We start from the raw sequence: 17,633 nt of genomic DNA on the forward strand, positions 1-17,633 counted from the left end.
AGAAACCCGGAACAATAATTCTCATCTATTCACTATTACTTCCGTATATCTCACACGATACTGATGCACAAGTTAACCGCATCACATTTCGGGAGTAATCATGGCTCGGCTCGCTGCATTTGATATGGACGGTACGCTGTTAATGCCGGATCACCGTTTAGGGGAGAAAACCCTGAACACGCTGAAGCGCCTGCACGAGCGTAATGTCACCCTGACGTTTGCCACCGGGCGCCATGTTCTGGAAATGCGCCATTTGCTGGGCGCGTTTGCCCTCGATGCCTTTCTGATCACCGGTAACGGGACGCGAATTCACTCTGTAGAAGGCGATGTGCTGTACCGACAGGATCTCAACCCGGAAGTGGCAGATATCGTGCTGCACAGTACCTGGGACACGCAGGCCAGCATCCACGTCTTTAACGATCGGGGCTGGTTTACCGGAAGCGACATCCCGGAATTATTGCACGCGCATGTGTATAGCGGTTTTAAATACCAGCTTATCGATCTGCGTCGGATCCCCGCCCATGCGGTGACCAAGATCTGCTTCTGCGGCGATCACGACGATCTCTGTCGCTTACGGATCCAACTGAATGAGGCGCTGGGCGACCGGGCGCACCTGACCTTCTCGGCGGTGGATTGCCTGGAAGTGCTGCCGGTGGGCTGTAACAAAGGTTCCGCTCTGGCGGTGCTGAGCGACCACCTGGGATTAACGCTGCAGGAGTGCATGGCGTTCGGTGACGCCATGAACGACCGCGAAATGCTGGGTAGCGTAGGTCGCGGTCTGATCATGGGGAATGCGATGGCGCAGCTGAAAGCAGAACTTCCCCATCTGCCGGTTATCGGTCACTGCCGTAATGAAGCAGTGTCCCATTTTTTGACGCATTGGCTGGACAATAACAACCTCCCATATTCCCCCGAATAGTGAGACCCTTCCAGCAAGCCAGGCTTCGGTCTGGCTTTTTTTATTTCAGCAGTTGAGCAATCTGCGCCTTCCAGGGGGCGATATCACCGATGTTGGCCTGCACCCACTCCGCATTGTAGTAGGTCTCGAGATAACGCTCTCCGCTGTCGCACAGCAGCGTGACGATGGAACCGGTGCGTCCCGCTTCGCGCATACGTGCGGCAAGCTGCAGCGCGCCCCACATATTGGTGCCTGTCGAGGCGCCCACTTTGCGGCCCAGCTGCGTTTCCAGCCAGTGCGCCGTTGCCACGCTGGCGGCATCCGGCACGCGCATCATCTCGTCCACAACGTCGGGGATGAAAGAGGGCTCAACGCGCGGACGGCCAATCCCTTCAATCTTACTCCCCACCGGGCTGCGCAGACCGGCATCGCGGTTTTGCCAGTAGTCGAGGAACACGGAGTTCTGCGGGTCAACTACCATCAGCTGGGTATCGTAACCCTGGCAGCGGATATAGCGTCCGATCGTGGCTGACGTGCCGCCGGTACCGGCGCTCATCACAATATAGGACGGAACCGGATGCGGTTCGTGGGTCATCTGGCGGAAAATACTGTCGGCAATGTTGTTATTCCCGCGCCAGTCCGTTGCGCGCTCGGCGAAGGTGAACTGGTCCATATAGTGGCCGTTCAGCTCACGGGCCAGCATTTCGGAGGCGGCGTAGATTTCGCAGGCGCTTTCCACAAAGTGGCAGCGACCGCCGTAAAATTCGATCTGTTCGATTTTGCGTTTTGCGGTGCAGGAGGGCATCACCGCAATAAACGGCAGGCCCAGCAGGCGGGCGAAATAGGCTTCGGACACCGCCGTTGAACCGGAAGAGGATTCAATGATGGTGGTGCCTTCTTTAATCCAGCCGTTACATAAACCGTATAAAAACAGCGAGCGCGCCAGGCGATGCTTTAGGCTGCCGGTAGGATGGGTGCTTTCATCTTTCAGATAGAGCTGAATGCCGTCAAATCCCGGCAGGGAAAGGCGAATCAGGTGCGTATCCGCCGAGCGCTGATAGTCGGCATTGATTTCGCTGATCGCATGTTTAACCCAGGTGCTATTCATCGTCGTTATCCGTTTGTCATTTTGTGCCTAGCATAGCGAAAAGCACAGAAAAAATTGTTGCTATCTGGCCTTTAAAATAGAATTAAGGGAGAAAAATTTTCTCTGTGAGGTGGGTATGCTAGATAAAATTGACCGCAAGCTCCTTTCATTGCTGCAAAGTGACTGTACCCTCTCTTTGCAGGCGCTGGCAGATGCCGTTAATCTGACCACCACCCCGTGCTGGAAGCGGCTTAAGAAGCTGGAAGATGACGGTATTCTGCTGGGGCGCGTCGCGCTGTTAGATCCTGAAAAACTGGGGCTTGGGTTGACGGCATTTGTGCTGATAAAAACCCAGCATCACAGCAGCGAGTGGTATTGCCGCTTCGTTACCCAGGTGTCTGAGATGCCCGAAGTGCTCGGTTTCTGGCGTATGGCCGGCGAGTACGATTACCTGATGCGCGTCCAGGTGGCCGACATGAAGCGTTATGATGACTTCTACAAGCGGCTGGTGAACAGCGTGCCGGGGTTATCGGACGTCACCTCAAGCTTCGCCATGGAACAGATTAAATACACCACAGCATTACCCATTGAATAACTTCGTAAAATACCTTCAGGAACAAACCGCGTGCGATTATTTGCCCAATTAAGCTGGTACTTTCGTCGGGAGTGGCAACGCTACCTCGGTGCAGTCGCCCTGCTTATTATCATTGCTATCCTGCAGCTGATCCCGCCGAAAGTGGTGGGCTACGTCGTGGATGGCGTCACCGAACAGCATTACACCACCGCACGGGTGTTGATGTGGGTTGGCACGCTGGTGCTGACGGCGGTCATTGTTTATCTGCTGCGCTACGTCTGGCGCGTGCTGCTGTTTGGTGCGTCCTATCAGCTGGCCGTTGAGCTGCGTGAAGATTTTTATCGCCAGCTGAGTCGACAGCATCCCGAATTTTATCTGCGCCATCGCACCGGGGATCTTATCGCGCGCGCGACTAACGACGTCGATCGCGTGGTCTTTGCCGCCGGGGAAGGGGTGCTGACGCTGGTGGACTCGCTGGTAATGGGCTGCGCGGTTCTGATCGTCATGTCAACGCAGATTAGCTGGCAGCTGACCCTGCTGGCGCTGCTGCCGATGCCGCTCATGGCGCTGGCGATCAATCGCTATGGCGAACAACTGCACGAGCGCTTCAAGCTGGCGCAGGCGGCGTTTTCGTCGCTGAACGATCGCACCCAGGAGAGCATGACCAGCATCCGCATGATCAAAGCGTTTGGTCTGGAAGACCGGCAGTCCGCGCTGTTTGCCGCCGATGCGGCCGACACGGGGGCGAAAAACATGCGCGTCGCGCGTATTGACGCGCGATTTGATCCAACGATTTATATCGCAATCGGCATGGCAAATATGCTGGCGATTGGCGGCGGGAGCTGGATGGTGGTGCAGGGCACGCTCACCCTGGGCCAGTTGACCAGCTTTGCCATGTATCTGGGGCTGATGATCTGGCCGATGCTGGCGCTGGCCTGGATGTTTAACATCGTGGAGCGCGGCAGCGCCGCCTACAGCCGTATTCGCGCCATGCTGGCCGAAGCGCCGGTGGTCAATGACGGCAGCGAAGCGTTGCCGGAAGGACGCGGCGTCATGAAAGTCGACGTCCGCAAGTTTATCTATCCGCAAACGGAACATCCGGTACTGGAGAACGTCAGTTTTACCCTTCAGCCGGGCCAGATGCTCGGCATCTGCGGCCCGACGGGATCCGGTAAAAGCACCGTGCTGTCGCTGCTCCAGCGTCACTTTGACGTCACCGAGGGCGATATTCGTTTCCATGATATTCCGCTGACCAGGCTGCTGCTGGATGAGTGGCGTGGTCGCCTGGCGGTCGTCAGCCAGACGCCGTTTCTTTTTTCTGACACCGTGGCGAACAACATCGCGCTTGGGTGCCCTGCGGCAACGCAGGAAGAGATCGAGCATGTGGCACGTTTGGCCAGCGTGCATGATGACATTTTGCGCCTGCCGCAGGGGTACGAAACGGAAGTCGGGGAACGCGGCGTCATGCTGTCCGGCGGGCAAAAACAGCGTATCTCCATTGCCCGCGCGCTGCTGCTCAATGCCGAGATCCTGATTCTGGACGATGCGCTCTCCGCCGTGGACGGCCGTACCGAGCATCAGATCCTGCATAACCTGCGCCAGTGGGGCGACGGACGCACGATAATTATCAGTGCCCACCGTTTGTCAGCGCTCACCGAAGCCAGCGAAATTCTGGTTTTGCAGCACGGCCATATTGCCCAGCGCGGGCAGCATGAAACGCTTAGCGAGCAGCCGGGCTGGTATCGCGATATGTACCGCTATCAGCAGCTTGAGGCGGCGCTGGACGATGCGCCGGAGCAGGATGAGGAGGCCGCCAATGCGTAAGCTTGGAACGATGTGGCCGACGCTCAAACGTCTGCTGGCCTACGGCTCGCCGTGGCGTAAACCGCTCTCCGTTGCCGTGCTTTTACTCTGGATTGCGGCGATTGCCGAAGTGAGCGGACCGCTGCTCATCAGCTATTTCATCGACAATATGGTCGCCAAAAGCTACCTGCCGCTCGGGCTGGTGGCGGGATTAGGCGTGGCCTACGTTGGCTTACAGCTGACGGCGGCAGGATTGCACTATGCGCAGTCGCTGCTGTTTAACCGTGCCGCCGTGGGCGTGGTTCAGCAGTTGCGTACCGATGTGATGGACGCGGCGCTTCGCCAGCCGCTCAGCGAATTTGATACCCAGCCGGTCGGGCAGGTGATTTCGCGCGTGACCAACGATACCGAGGTGATCCGCGATCTGTACGTCACCGTGGTGGCAACCGTGCTGCGCAGCGCGGCGCTGATTGGCGCGATGCTGGTGGCAATGTTCAGCCTCGACTGGCGCATGGCGCTGGTGGCGATAACGATCTTCCCGGCGGTGCTGATCGTGATGATCATCTACCAGCGCTACAGCACGCCGATCGTGCGCCGGGTGCGCGCCTATCTGGCCGATATCAACGATGGCTTCAACGAAGTGATCAACGGCATGAGCGTCATCCAGCAGTTCCGCCAGCAGGCGCGCTTTGGCGAGCGCATGGGCGAAGCCAGCCGTTCGCACTATATGGCGCGTATGCAGACGCTGCGCCTGGACGGTTTCCTGCTGCGACCGCTGCTGAGCCTGTTCTCGGCGCTGGTGCTTTGCGGGCTGCTGATGCTCTTTGGCCTGAGCGCAAACGGTACGATTGAAGTGGGCGTGCTGTACGCTTTCATTAGCTATCTGGGACGCCTTAACGAGCCGCTGATCGAACTCACTACGCAGCAATCGATGCTGCAACAGGCGGTTGTCGCCGGTGAGCGCGTCTTTGAGCTGATGGACAGGCCGCGCCAGGCCTACGGCAATGACGAGCGACCTCTGCAAAGCGGGGCTATCACCTTTGATAACGTCTCATTTGCCTATCGCGAAGACCGTCTGGTGTTGCAGGAGATTACGCTCGATGTGCCGTCACGCGGTTTCGTCGCGCTGGTGGGCCACACCGGCAGCGGTAAAAGCACGCTCGCCAGCCTGCTGATGGGCTACTATCCGGTCACGCAAGGCGAAATCCGCCTCGACGGACGTCCGCTCGCGTCGCTCAGCCACACGGTGTTACGCAAAGGCGTTGCGATGGTGCAGCAGGATCCGGTCGTGCTGGCCGATACCTTCTACGCCAACGTAACCCTGGGACGGGACTATTCAGAAGCGCAGGTTTGGGCGGTACTGGAAACGGTGCAGCTGGCAGAGCTGGCGCGCGGGTTTAGCGACGGGATCAACACGAAGCTGGGCGAGCAGGGCAACAATCTCTCCGTGGGGCAAAAACAGCTCCTGGCGCTGGCGCGCGTCCTGATTGAAACGCCGCAGGTGCTGATTCTGGACGAAGCCACGGCCAGCATAGATTCTGGAACCGAGCAGGCGATTCAGCAGGCGCTGGCCGCCGTACGCGACCACACGACGCTGGTGGTGATTGCTCACCGGCTCTCCACCATCGTCGACGCGGACACGATTCTGGTGCTGCATCGCGGACAGGCCGTGGAGCGAGGTACGCACCGCGAGCTGCTGGAAGCACAAGGGCGCTACTGGCAGATGTACCAGCTGCAGCTGGCGGGCGAAGAGCTGGCCGCCAGCGTGCGTGATGAAGAGTCCCTTAGCGCCTGATGCACTAAAATGAGGCGCCGCGCTAACAGTCATTCCTGTTGGTGCAAAACTGAAACGCACCCTGCACCGGCATGGTGCGTTTTTTTCACCGGTTCATTTATCAGAACCGTGTAACGCACATCGCACCGCGATTCCCTCACGTTTTCATTTCTGGCACATCCCTTGCAATACCTTCCGCGTAAGCTGCGGCCATTACCGAATTCTGACTGGAGGGGATCTATGAAGCTGGTTACGGTTGTAATCAAACCATTCAAACTCGAAGACGTGCGTGAAGCATTGTCTTCAATCGGTATTCAGGGACTGACTGTCACCGAAGTGAAAGGCTTTGGTCGTCAGAAGGGTCATGCCGAGCTTTATCGCGGGGCGGAATACAGCGTTAACTTTCTGCCAAAAGTAAAAATTGATGTCGCGATTGCTGACGATCAGCTTGATGAAGTCATTGATGTCATTAGCAAAGCGGCCTACACCGGCAAAATTGGCGACGGCAAAATTTTCGTTGCCGAACTGCAGCGCGTCATTCGCATCCGTACCGGCGAATCTGACGAAGCGGCACTGTAATTAACGCCTGGCACACAGTGATAGGGATCGAGAAAATGAAGATAGCAACACTTAAAACGGGTCTGGGTTCGCTGGCGCTGCTGCCGGGCCTGGCGCTGGCTGCTGCCCCTGCGGTGGCCGACAAAGCCGATAACGCCTTTATGATGATCAGCACCGCGCTGGTGCTTTTCATGTCCATTCCGGGCATTGCGCTGTTCTACGGCGGTCTGATCCGTGGCAAAAACGTTCTCTCCATGCTGACGCAGGTTGCCGTGACGTTTGCACTGGTCTGCGTGCTTTGGGTGGTTTACGGTTACTCTCTGGCGTTCGGCACGGGTAACGCGTTCTTTGGTAACTTCGACTGGGTGATGCTGAAAAACATTGAACTGACCGCGCTGATGGGCAGCTTCTATCAGTATATTCACGTGGCGTTCCAGGGCTCGTTCGCCTGCATTACCGTCGGGCTGATTGTGGGCGCGCTCGCCGAGCGCATTCGTTTCTCTGCGGTCCTGATCTTCGTTGTGGTCTGGCTAACGCTCTCCTATGTGCCGATTGCGCACATGGTCTGGGGCGGTGGTCTGCTGGCCACGCACGGCGCGCTGGACTTCGCGGGCGGTACCGTTGTCCACATTAACGCCGCGGTCGCGGGTCTGGTGGGCGCTTATCTGATTGGCAAACGCGTGGGCTTCGGTAAAGAGGCGTTCAAACCGCACAACCTGCCGATGGTCTTTACCGGTACTGCGATCCTCTACTTTGGCTGGTTTGGCTTCAACGCCGGCTCAGCCAGTGCCGCGAACGAAATCGCCGCGCTGGCCTTCGTGAACACCGTTGTAGCCACGGCGGGTGCAATCCTCTCCTGGGTGTTTGGCGAGTGGGCGGTGCGCGGTAAACCTTCCCTGCTGGGTGCCTGTTCAGGTGCGATTGCCGGTCTGGTTGGTATCACTCCTGCGTGTGGTTATGTCGGTGTCGGCGGTGCGCTGCTGGTCGGCCTGGTGTCGGGTCTGGCGGGTCTGTGGGGCGTCACCGCACTGAAACGAGTTCTGCGCGTGGATGACCCTTGCGATGTGTTCGGCGTGCACGGCGTGTGCGGGATTGTCGGCTGTATCATGACCGGTATCTTCGCGGCGAAATCGCTCGGTGGCGTGGGCTACGCAGAAGGCGTCACTATGGTTCATCAGGTGCTGGTGCAGCTGGAAAGCATCGCTATCACCGTGGTGTGGTCTGCGGTCGTCGCTTTCATCGGCTACAAGCTGGCGGACATGACGGTCGGCCTGCGCGTACCGGAAGAGCAGGAGCGCGAAGGTCTGGATGTGAACAGCCACGGCGAGAATGCGTATAACGCATGATCTGAGTGTCTTGCCGGGTGGCGGCTTCGCCTTACCCGGCCTACAACAGCACAAAACGTAGGCCCGGTAAGCGTCGCGCCACCGGGCTTTTTACATCAACCTCTGTTACGCATCACCCCTTCCTGCACCGTTGAAGCGACCAGCACGCCGTCCTGAGTATAAAACTCCCCACGTACAAACCCGCGGGCGCTGGATGCCGACGTACTCTCCACGCTGTAGAGCAGCCACTCGTTCATGTTGAAGGGACGGTGGAACCACATCGAGTGATCGATCGTCGCGACCTGCATCCCTTTTTCGAGGAAGCCGACGCCGTGCGGCTGCAGCGCCACCGGCAGGAAGTTGAAGTCAGACGCATAGCCCAGCAGATACTGATGGACGCGGAAATCTTCCGGCACGGTGCCGTTGGCGCGGATCCACACCTGACGCTTTGGCTCGGCGGTGTGGCCCTTCATCGGGTTGTGGAACTCGACGGGGCGGATCTCAAGCGGCTTATCGCAGAGAAACTTCTCTTTAACCTGCGGCGGCAGCAGATGCGCCAATGCGCGAGCGATATCCGTTTCCGATTTAAGATCGTCCGGCGAGGGGGCAGGGGGCATGACCTTCTGATGCTCGTAGCCCGGCTCCGGTGCCTGGAAAGAGGCGGTCATGTAAAAGATCGGCTTACCGTTCTGGATGGCCGCGACGCGGCGCGCGCTGAAGCTGTTGCCGTCTCGCAGAACTTCAACGTCATACACGATGGGTTTGGCGCTATCGCCAGGGCGTAAAAAGTAGCTGTGGAATGAATGCACCAGACGGTCTGCCGGGACAGTCTCCTTTGCAGCGTACAGCGCTTGTCCAACGACTTGCCCACCGAAGACCTGGCGTAAGCCTAAATCTTCGCTCTGTCCGCGAAAGAGTCCTTCCTCAATTTTTTCCAGATTCAGTAATGTCAGCAGATTGTTCAGTGCCTGACTCATAGTTGTCCTCAATAAACGCCGTAGCGAAAGATAGGCAGAGTATAACGCAGAAATGAAAGTGGTCCGATGGGTAGAATAATCTGAATATCGGGATGATTTCAGGCATTAATCAGTGAGTTGTGCCACACTTAAAAACGTTATGTGATTGAAACGACATCGGATGGGATCGATCCCGCTGGTGCATTGATGATAAGGAGACTTCAATGAAACTCGTGCCTATGCTAAGTGGTGTAGCGATTGCGGTGGCGTTGTCCGCCTGTGCCGGTAAGAGCGCCCAGGTGCCAGTGCCAGCAGCTGACCCGAACGGGATTAATACCCTTTCGCAGCAGTCCATTCAGCAGCCTAACGTTTCCGGTACCATCTGGATTAAACAGAAAGTTGCGTTGCCGCCGGATGCGGTATTAACGGTGACGCTGTCTGATGCTTCCCTGGCCGACGCGCCATCGAAAGTCGTGGCCCAGCGTGCCGTCCGTACTGAAGGCAAGCAGGCGCCGTTTAGCTTCGTGTTGCCGTATAACCCGTCTGACGTGCAGCCTAATGCCCGTATTCTGCTGAGCGCAGCGGTCACCATCAACGGTAAGCTGGTGTTTATCACCGATACGGTCCAGGAAGCGATTAACAACGGTGGAACCAAAATCGATCTGAACCTGGTGCCAGTACAGCAGACCGAAGTGCCGGTCGCACCGCAAACCAATCAGCCGTCTCTGCCAACCCCACCGACGCAGATGTAATAGGGTTATTCCCCTCTCCTTAGGGAGAGGGGTCAGTACACCCACCGGTACTTCTGTAAATCGATCTTACCCGACCCTGACACCTGCACCCCTTCTGAAAGTAACGCCTGACGCTGACGCTGGAGATCCGGCCCGGTGAGTGAGATGGCGCCATGACGGTTCACCACCCGATGCCAGGGCAGCGTGCTGCCTTCCGGCAGCCGTTTCAGGACGCCTCCAACCTGTCGCGCCGCGCGAGGGGAACCGGCCAGGCGCGCGACATCACCATAGGTGGTGACATAGCCTTCCGGGATTGAAGCCACGATTTGCCATACGCGCTGTGGAAAAGAGTCCTGCTCGTCCATACCTTCACCTGCGGGGAGTTTCTGGAGAGCCATGGTAAACGAAGATCGCCCTGATTGCTGCGCCTGTTTGCGCAAGAAACCAGCATCCGGTTCCTGGCGGCTTGCAATTGGGCCTTCGCACAGGGATAATGCGCCAGCGCGTTGGTTATCAACGCTCTCAATGGGGGCTCTGTTGGTTCTCCCGCAACGCTACTCTGTTCACCAGGTCAGGTCCGGAAGGAAGCAGCCAGGGCAGACGACGTGTGTGCCGGGATGTAGCTGGCAGGGCCCTCACCCATTTCTGAGCCTCTGCGTTCTTCCCTGATTTTTGCCCTCTTCCCTGACGTTATTCCCTAATAAGATTATGCCTATAGCATGTAATATATATTTCATCGCGCTGAAATATTAATGTCATAAACTTGTAATAATAGTCGGGCATTTTATCCTTGGCCGTCTATTTTCTGGCAAAACTCAAAAAAATATATATCTGGATAACATTGTTAACTTCGTGTATTAAATAAAGTACTTATTCCGAAGGGAAGTGACAAACATGGCTACAGCGGTATTAAACGTTAAGATTGATGACGCGCTAAAAGAAAGGCTTCGCCACTATGCGGAAGTGAATAACGAGAACTTAAGCGTGACGACAGAGAAACTGCTGCTGCTGGCGTTCGAAGCAGTAGAAGAGGCGGGAGTATCGGAAGAGGATATTGATAATCAGCATACGGAAGAAGAGAGTGTTTCTCCATTTACTCCTAAAGAAATCAAGGCTCTACGTAAACTTCTGAAGAAGAGAAAATGAAACAACAACTGTCAACTGCCAGTGACTACAAAGAGGCCTGCGATCTGCTGCGTTCAGGCTACGTGAAGCATGTACGTCTTGGCTGGAATGTCGGAAGTGATGAGTTCTTTCGTATTGCGTCTGACTGGTGTGATACTGGCGCAAAAATAAAGAAAGACGGTGAAAACTTCGTTATTTCACTGAAAGGGTTTCCTATTCCTGCTCAGCATTAATTCCGGATGGGTGAAAACTGCTGACTGTATCCGTGACAGTCAGCAGTTTTTATTTTTTATGATCGGCTTCAAACTTTTGCTATTAAATCACGCTGCGTTTAACGGCTGGCACGTTTTTATTCAGGGCGAGCCATAACGGTTTAATCCTCAGCAGCGCCTGTTCAAGCTCTGTTGGTTCGAGCGAGAAGGGCATCCGCAAATAGCGGTCAAACGCGCCCGATAAGCCAAACCGCGTACCGGTTCCCAGATTAATCCCCAGAATCTCAGCCCGCGCGGCAAGCTGTGTCGCCAGCATGCCCGGTAGCTCGATCCAGTAAGAGAGCCCGCCTTCCGCTTCATGGAATGTCCAGTCCGGAAAATGTTCACGCAGCAGTTCACCGCATCGATCGCGTCGCTCCGCCAGCATTTTGCGGCGGGCGGGGAGAAACGTCTCGCTGTTGTTGATGAGCCACAGCGCCGCCAGCTGTTCCAGCAGCGGTGAACCTAAATCGAGGGTATCGCGCGTCTGGGCAAGCGTGGCGATCGTGCGCGAGGAGGCGCGGATCCAGCCGAGACGCAGCCCGCCCCAGAAACTTTTTCCGGCGGAGCCTAAGGTGATGACGGTGGCCTGCGGGTTAAAGGAGGCCAGCGGAGGCGGAGGAGGGGCGTCAAACCAGAGATCCACCATCGTTTCATCCACCACCAGCGCCGTACGGGTTTGCGCAGCAATATCGGTAATGGCCTGGCGCGTCGCGATATCCATACAGCGCCCGGTGGGGTTATGAAAATCAGGCATCAGGTACGCCAGGCGCGGCGCGGTTTGGGCAAGCGTGGCGGCAAAGCCATCCGTATCCCAGCCCGTTTCCGGCAGCGACACCCCCACGGGCCGACACTGCGCGCCCTGAATGGCGGCAATCGCCAGCGGATAGGTGGGGTGATCGACCACGACGCGATCCCCGGGCCCGGTCATCATCCGCAGGACCAGCGCGAAGCCGCTGACGGCGCCATTGACCACCATCACTTCGTCCGCGCGGGTGGGAAGGCCCCGCGCGGTATAACGCGCAGCGATGGCCTCCCGCAGCGTTGGCAGTCCTAGCTGATCGTAGCCCGTCAGCGAGAGGTGCTGCGTAATGGCCGTGAGCGCATGGGTATACGCCTGGTGGATCTCCGGCCCGGCATTGAGAGCGGCAGTGGAGAGATCCAGTGCGGCACTCGCTGCGGAAAGCGTGGGAACGGCGCGCGTATCCGGGAGGATCACGCGTGACCCGCTGCCGTGGCGGCTTTCAAGATATCCCTCCTCGCGCAGATGGGCGAGGGCGCTGCTGATGGTGGTCCGGCTCACGTCCAGCGCCGTGGCCAGCTCGCGCTCCCCCGGTAGCCGTGTATTCAATGCCAGACGTCCATCAAGGATTAACAGGCGCAGCGCATCGGCCAACTGCCGCCAGAGCGGCGTGCGGGATGAGGTTTGCTGCCAGTGGCCTAAAAGGCGTACCAGCGACTGGCTTCCGAAGCGACGTGACGACATATGCAGTCCACTATTTGAAAACTGGACATTAATCATAGTGCCATTTTAGGTCAGGATCAAAGCCTGGTTCACTGGAGAAGATAAAAATGGTACGTCGTCTGCTACAACTCTATGTCGGTTTAGGACTGTATGGCCTGTCTACCGCGATGTTTATTCGTTCCGATTTGGGTGTCGATCCCTGGGATGTTTTTCACCTTGGGGTGGGGATACAGCTGGGGATGACTATCGGGACGGTGATCATTTTAACCGGTGCTGCGGTGCTGCTGCTGTGGATCCCCCTGCGCCAGATGCCGGGCCTGGGCACCATCAGCAACGTGATTTGTATCGGTCTGGCGGCGGACGCCAGCATGGCGGTTATTCCGGAACTGGATTCGTTACCTGTTCGCATCGCTTTCCTGGTGTCGGGCATCGTGATGAACGCGATTGCGACCAGCATGTACATTGGCGCCGGTTTTGGGCCTGGCCCGCGCGACGGCCTGATGACCGGCATTCATGCCCGGCTGGGGTGGTCCATTCGCAGCGTGCGTACCTCCATTGAGGTGTCCGTCCTGCTGATTGGGTGCGTGCTTGGCGGCACGTTTGGGGTGGGAACGGTCGTGTATGCCCTGACCATTGGCCCACTTATCCAGCTCTGTCTGCCCTGGTTCCGCCAGAAGCCGCGCGTTGCTGAAATCGCGCAGCCGGAGCGGGTTGTTTAATTTTGCGAAGCGCTCACATGTTTTAGCAGCGTCGCTGTGCCACAATAATGGGCCACAACTCACGCGATGCCACAATGCATGAAAGCGATCACTCTCTATGATGTCGCCCTCCTTGCGGGGGTTTCTTATCAGACCGTCTCTCGCGTCATTAACGACGCGGAGCATGTCTCTGCCCGCACGCGGGAAAAGGTGCAGCAGGCGATGGCGGAGCTGCACTACGTGCCTAACCTGCGGGCACAGCAGCTGGCGGGTAAACGCACCCGCACGCTGGGACTCATCACCACCGATCTGGCCCTGCATGCGCCCTCGCAAATTGTGTCGGCGGTAAAATCACGTGCGGCCGAAAAAGGGGCGAGCGTCCTTATCTCCATGGTCGAGCAACCGCAGCAGTGTCAGGCCGCGCTTCAGGCGCTGCTGGCGCAGCGGGTGGAGGCGTTGCTGGTGAATGTGCCGCTTGACGATCCTGACGCTGAAGCGCTCAGGGCGCTGGCATCACCCGTTCCGGTGCTGTTCCTTGATGTCTCGCCTTCAGCACAGGTAAACAGCCTCGTGTTTAACGCCGGGCAGGGGGCGCATCTGGGCGTTGAGCACCTGCTTTCGCTGGGGCATCAGCATATTGCCCTGCTGAGCGGGCCGGAAAGCTCGGTCTCTGCTCGGGCGCGTCTGGCAGGATGGAAAGCGGCTCTGGCCCGCGCGGGGCATGACGCCGCTGCGGTGGCTTATGGAGACTGGAGCGCGGCCAGCGGTTATGAGAAAGGACATGTGCTGCTGTCGGGTAGCGCATTGCCGGATGCCATTCTGGTAGCTAACGATCAAATGGCGCTCGGGGTAATGCGCGCCTGCGCGGAAAAGGGGATCGCGATCCCGGGCCAGATGTCGGTGGTCGGGTTCGACGATACGGCTGACAGCGCCTGGTTTTCCCCGCCGCTGACGACCATTCGCCAGGCATTTCGCGAGGCGGGCGAGCGCAGCGTGGAGTGGCTGCTGGCCCCCACCGAAGGCGAGACGTGCTGGCAGGTTCAGCTGCCGGTGGCGCTGGTTACCCGGCATTCCACCGCGCGCCGCGCGCCACAGCAGGCCGAACGCGAGGATCTGGCGCAGCAGCTCAGAAGTCTGGCACTTCTGGCCGAGCAGCTTGCCCGCAAATAAAACTTTGTGATCGGACTCGCTACCCTGCGATCGAACGCTTTACCGTCGCATAATGCCAGGGCATGTTAACCAAAATTGTGAGCGCTTCGCAAAGAGGTTGATATGTCTCATACACCTTCGCTGACCCTCAGCGACATCATGGCCCGTCGGGACTGGGAAAACCCCGGCGTTACCCAGTGGAACCGCCTGCCCGCACACGCGCCGTTGCACAGTTGGCGTCATGAATCTTCCGCCAGAGATGACGCTGGATCCCTCAGCAGGCGCTCCCTCAACGGGATCTGGCGGTTTAGCTACTTTTCTGCTCCCGAGCGGGTTCCTCAGGCATGGGTCACCGAAGATTGCGCTGATGTCGTCGCGATGCCCGTGCCGTCTAACTGGCAGATGCAGGGGTTCGATACGCCCATCTATACCAATGTTACCTATCCGATCCCCGTTAACCCGCCTTTTGTACCGCAGGAAAACCCGACAGGTTGTTACTCGCTCACATTCGACGTGGATGACGCCTGGCTTCAGAGCGGGCAAACCCGAATTATTTTTGATGGCGTGAACTCGGCGTTCCATCTGTGGTGCAACGGGCAGTGGATAGGCTATTCCCAGGACAGTCGATTGCCCGCCGAGTTTGACCTCTCGGCGGTATTACGCCCCGGGCAAAACCGCCTGGCGGTCATGGTCTTGCGCTGGTGTGACGGCAGCTATCTGGAAGATCAGGACATGTGGCGCATGAGCGGCATTTTCCGTGATGTCTCCCTGCTGCATAAGCCGGAGACGCACATTGCGGATTATCATGTGGTCACCGATCTGAATGCGGAGCTGGACCGCGCGGTGCTGAAAGTCGAGGTCGCGTTGACAGGCGCTGACTACGCGGAGTGCGGCGTGGCGATAACGCTGTGGCGCAACGGTGAACGCTGTGGCAGCACTACCCAACGGCCAGGCTCTGCCATTGTGGACGAGCGCGGCAACTGGGCCGAGCGGTTAACGGCGGCGATCCCGGTTACAGCCCCGGCGTTATGGAGTGCGGAAACCCCGGAACTCTATCGCCTGACGATCGCGCTTTTGGATGCGCAGGGCAACGTGCTGGAGACGGAAGCCTGCGATGTCGGCTTCCGCCGGGTTGACATCAGCAACGGCCTGCTGAAGCTCAACGGTAAACCGCTGTTGATCCGCGGGGTTAACCGGCACGAGCATCATCCGGAAAACGGCCAGGTGATGGACGAAGCGACGATGCGTCGCGATATCGAGATCATGAAGCAGTACAACTTCAACGCCGTGCGCTGCTCGCATTACCCGAATCATCCGCTGTGGTACCGGCTTTGCGACCGCTATGGACTGTACGTTGTTGACGAAGCCAATATCGAAACCCACGGCATGGTGCCGATGAGCCGCCTTGCTGACGATCCGCGCTGGCTGCCCGCCATGAGCGAGCGCGTGACCCGTATGGTGCAGCGCGATCGTAATCATCCCTCAATTATCCTCTGGTCGCTGGGCAATGAGTCCGGGCACGGTGCAAACCACGACGCGCTGTACCGCTGGGTGAAATCCACGGATCCGACGCGTCCGGTGCAGTATGAAGGTGGCGGCGCGAACACGGCGGCGACCGATATTGTCTGTCCGATGTATGCCCGGGTCGATCAGGATCAGCCCTTCCCGGCAGTGCCTAAATGGTCAATCAAGAAATGGATCGGCATGCCGGATGAAACACGCCCGCTGATCCTCTGCGAATACGCCCACGCGATGGGGAACAGCTTCGGCGGGTTCGCGAAGTACTGGCAGGCGTTTCGCAGCCACCCTCGGTTGCAGGGGGGATTTGTCTGGGACTGGGTCGATCAGGCTCTGACGAAGCAAGATGAAGAGGGCAATTCGTTCTGGGCATACGGCGGGGACTTTGGCGATAAGCCAAACGACCGACAGTTCTGCCTGAATGGGCTGGTCTTCCCCGATCGCACGCCGCACCCGGCGCTGTACGAGGCGCAGCGCGCGCAGCAGTTCTTCACCTTTACGCGGGTCAGCACCTCTCCGCTGGTGATTGAGGTGCAAAGCGGCTACCTGTTCCGCCATACCGATAACGAAGTGCTGAGCTGGACGGTCGCCCGGGATGGGGAGGTGCTGGCTTCGGGCGAGGTGACGCTGGCGATAGCCCCTGAAGGCGCTCAGCGTCTGGAGATCGCTCTGCCGGAATTGAAAGCCGAACCGGGGGAAGTCTGGCTGAATGTTGAAGTGCGCCAGCCGCGGGCAACGCCGTGGTCACCGGCTGACCATCGCTGCGCGTGGGAGCAGTGGCCGCTTCCGTCTCCGCTGTTTGTCGCACCGCCAGCCTCAGCGGGCGAGCAGCCGGTTTTGACGCAAAACGACCGCATCCTGGCGATCGCGCATGGTCAACAGCGCTGGCAGTTCGATCGCGCATCCGGAAACCTGACCCAATGGTGGCGAAATGGCGTGGAAACGCTGATGTCACCTTTGACGGATAACGTCAGCCGTGCGCCGCTGGACAATGATATTGGCGTGAGTGAAGCGACGAGGATCGATCCGAATGCCTGGGTTGAACGCTGGAAAGCGGTGGGCATGTACAATTTCACCTCGCGCGTTCTGTACTGTGAGGCAGAGCAGCATGCGGGCGAAGTTGTGGTTAACACCCTTCACGTCGGGGAGTATCATGGCAAAACGCTGTTCCTGAGCCGTAAAGTCTGGCGGGTGGATGACCAGGGGAGGGTGCACGGCGATATTCAGGTGGATATGGCGTCCGATATCCCGGAACCCGCACGTATTGGCCTGAGCGTTCATCTCGCCGAAACGCCGGAAAATGTGTCTTGGCTGGGGCTGGGGCCGCATGAAAACTACCCGGACAGAACGCTGGCGGCACAGCAGGGACGCTGGATATTACCCCTGGCGGAGATGCACACCCCGTATATCTTCCCGACGGAAAATGGTTTGCGCTGTGATACGCGGGAGCTGGTGCTGGGAACGCATCAGCTACATGGCCGGTTCCATTTCTCGGTGAGCCGCTACAGCCAGCAGCAGCTGCGCGAGACAACCCATCACCATCTGCTGCGGGAAGAGCCGGGGTGCTGGCTCAACCTCGACGCGTTCCATATGGGCGTGGGCGGCGACGACTCCTGGAGCCCCAGCGTTTCACCGGAATTCATTCTGCAAACACGCCAGCTTCGCTACACCTTTAGCTGGCAGCAAAATCCTTAACGGATCATTGAGATGCGGCCACAGGG

The 17,633-nt window shown here is 58.2% G+C and carries 16 protein-coding genes and 1 other RNA gene; 13 read left to right on the forward strand and 4 right to left on the reverse strand.

What is annotated here, in order from left to right; genetic code table 11:
- The first annotated feature begins 100 nt into the window (after positions 1 to 100).
- A complete protein-coding gene (gene cof, locus ACEPLT_RS04840) occupies positions 101 to 919 on the forward strand; it encodes an HMP-PP phosphatase (protein WP_008503309.1) in 819 nt (272 codons plus the stop codon).
- Between the two features lie 40 nt (positions 920 to 959).
- On the opposite strand, the gene ACEPLT_RS04845 is transcribed toward cof, so the two are convergent.
- The gene (locus ACEPLT_RS04845) at positions 960 to 2,006 is read right to left on the reverse strand and encodes a PLP-dependent cysteine synthase family protein (RefSeq protein ID WP_008503308.1); all 1,047 of its coding nucleotides are present in this window, start codon (positions 2,004 to 2,006) and stop codon (positions 960 to 962) included.
- 115 nt (positions 2,007 to 2,121) lie between these two features.
- On the opposite strand from ACEPLT_RS04845, the gene ACEPLT_RS04850 reads away from it, so the two are divergent.
- The 5 genes from ACEPLT_RS04850 to amtB all read left to right on the forward strand — a co-directional run bounded on the left by ACEPLT_RS04850 (position 2,122) and on the right by amtB (position 8,040).
- The gene (locus tag ACEPLT_RS04850) at positions 2,122 to 2,580 is read left to right on the forward strand and encodes an Lrp/AsnC family transcriptional regulator (RefSeq protein ID WP_008503307.1); all 459 of its coding nucleotides are present in this window, start codon (positions 2,122 to 2,124) and stop codon (positions 2,578 to 2,580) included.
- Positions 2,581 to 2,610: 30 nt separating this feature from the next.
- Positions 2,611 to 4,383: a SmdA family multidrug ABC transporter permease/ATP-binding protein gene (locus ACEPLT_RS04855; protein ID WP_021241647.1), complete on the forward strand. Its 1,773-nt coding sequence runs from the start codon at positions 2,611 to 2,613 to the stop codon at positions 4,381 to 4,383.
- The gene (locus ACEPLT_RS04860) at positions 4,376 to 6,157 is read left to right on the forward strand and encodes a SmdB family multidrug efflux ABC transporter permease/ATP-binding protein (RefSeq protein WP_032656558.1); all 1,782 of its coding nucleotides are present in this window, start codon (positions 4,376 to 4,378) and stop codon (positions 6,155 to 6,157) included. The genes ACEPLT_RS04855 and ACEPLT_RS04860 overlap by 8 nt, the downstream gene beginning before the upstream one ends.
- A 219-nt stretch (positions 6,158 to 6,376) precedes the next feature.
- Complete coding sequence (gene glnK / locus ACEPLT_RS04865) at positions 6,377 to 6,715, forward strand: P-II family nitrogen regulator (RefSeq protein WP_232927911.1); 339 nt, start codon at positions 6,377 to 6,379, stop codon at positions 6,713 to 6,715.
- 35 nt (positions 6,716 to 6,750) lie between these two features.
- Entirely contained in the window at positions 6,751 to 8,040 is a 1,290-nt protein-coding gene (gene amtB, locus ACEPLT_RS04870; protein ID WP_008503303.1) for an ammonium transporter AmtB, read from the forward strand.
- Positions 8,041 to 8,135: 95 nt separating this feature from the next.
- Here amtB and tesB read toward each other — a convergent pair whose 3' ends face one another.
- Complete coding sequence (tesB, locus tag ACEPLT_RS04875) at positions 8,136 to 8,996, reverse strand: acyl-CoA thioesterase II (protein ID WP_023293157.1); 861 nt, start codon at positions 8,994 to 8,996, stop codon at positions 8,136 to 8,138.
- 203 nt (positions 8,997 to 9,199) lie between these two features.
- Between tesB and ACEPLT_RS04880 the strand changes: the two genes are divergently transcribed.
- Positions 9,200 to 9,727 carry a YbaY family lipoprotein gene (locus ACEPLT_RS04880; protein ID WP_008503301.1) on the forward strand — a complete coding sequence of 176 codons (528 nt, stop codon included), beginning with the start codon at positions 9,200 to 9,202 and terminating at the stop codon, positions 9,725 to 9,727.
- A 32-nt stretch (positions 9,728 to 9,759) separates the two neighbouring features.
- Here the strand turns inward: ACEPLT_RS04880 and ACEPLT_RS04885 are convergent, their stop codons facing one another.
- Positions 9,760 to 10,071 (reverse strand): MGMT family protein, encoded by a 312-nt coding sequence (locus ACEPLT_RS04885; RefSeq protein ID WP_032674266.1) that lies wholly within the window; start codon positions 10,069 to 10,071, stop codon positions 9,760 to 9,762.
- Between the two features lie 170 nt (positions 10,072 to 10,241).
- Here ACEPLT_RS04885 and ffs point away from each other — a divergent pair.
- The 3 genes from ffs to ACEPLT_RS04900 all read left to right on the forward strand — a co-directional run bounded on the left by ffs (position 10,242) and on the right by ACEPLT_RS04900 (position 11,064).
- An RNA gene (ffs, locus tag ACEPLT_RS04890) (signal recognition particle sRNA small type) lies at positions 10,242 to 10,338 on the forward strand.
- Between the two features lie 262 nt (positions 10,339 to 10,600).
- On the forward strand, positions 10,601 to 10,852 hold the full coding sequence (locus tag ACEPLT_RS04895; RefSeq protein WP_023310587.1) for a hypothetical protein: 252 nt from the start codon (positions 10,601 to 10,603) through the stop codon (positions 10,850 to 10,852).
- Positions 10,849 to 11,064, forward strand: a complete 216-nt coding sequence (locus tag ACEPLT_RS04900) for a hypothetical protein (protein ID WP_008503298.1) — start codon at positions 10,849 to 10,851, stop codon at positions 11,062 to 11,064. Before ACEPLT_RS04895 ends, ACEPLT_RS04900 begins: the two co-directional genes overlap by 4 nt.
- A gap of 82 nt (positions 11,065 to 11,146) precedes the next feature.
- On the opposite strand, the gene yczR is transcribed toward ACEPLT_RS04900, so the two are convergent.
- The gene (yczR, locus tag ACEPLT_RS04905; protein WP_232927914.1) at positions 11,147 to 12,568 is read right to left on the reverse strand and encodes a MocR-like transcription factor YczR; all 1,422 of its coding nucleotides are present in this window, start codon (positions 12,566 to 12,568) and stop codon (positions 11,147 to 11,149) included.
- Positions 12,569 to 12,654: 86 nt separating this feature from the next.
- Here yczR and yczE point away from each other — a divergent pair, with 86 nt between their 5' ends.
- The 3 genes from yczE (at position 12,655) to ACEPLT_RS04920 (ending at position 17,607) form a co-directional block, all read left to right on the forward strand.
- Complete coding sequence (gene yczE, locus ACEPLT_RS04910; protein WP_232927916.1) at positions 12,655 to 13,266, forward strand: membrane protein YczE; 612 nt, start codon at positions 12,655 to 12,657, stop codon at positions 13,264 to 13,266.
- A 78-nt stretch (positions 13,267 to 13,344) separates the two neighbouring features.
- A complete protein-coding gene (locus tag ACEPLT_RS04915; protein ID WP_232927921.1) occupies positions 13,345 to 14,415 on the forward strand; it encodes a LacI family DNA-binding transcriptional regulator in 1,071 nt (356 codons plus the stop codon).
- 102 nt (positions 14,416 to 14,517) lie between these two features.
- Positions 14,518 to 17,607 carry a beta-galactosidase gene (locus tag ACEPLT_RS04920; RefSeq protein ID WP_232927924.1) on the forward strand — a complete coding sequence of 1,030 codons (3,090 nt, stop codon included), beginning with the start codon at positions 14,518 to 14,520 and terminating at the stop codon, positions 17,605 to 17,607.
- The last annotated feature ends 26 nt before the right edge of the window (positions 17,608 to 17,633 follow it).

It is taken from the genome of Enterobacter sp. fkY84-1 (genome assembly GCF_052974705.1).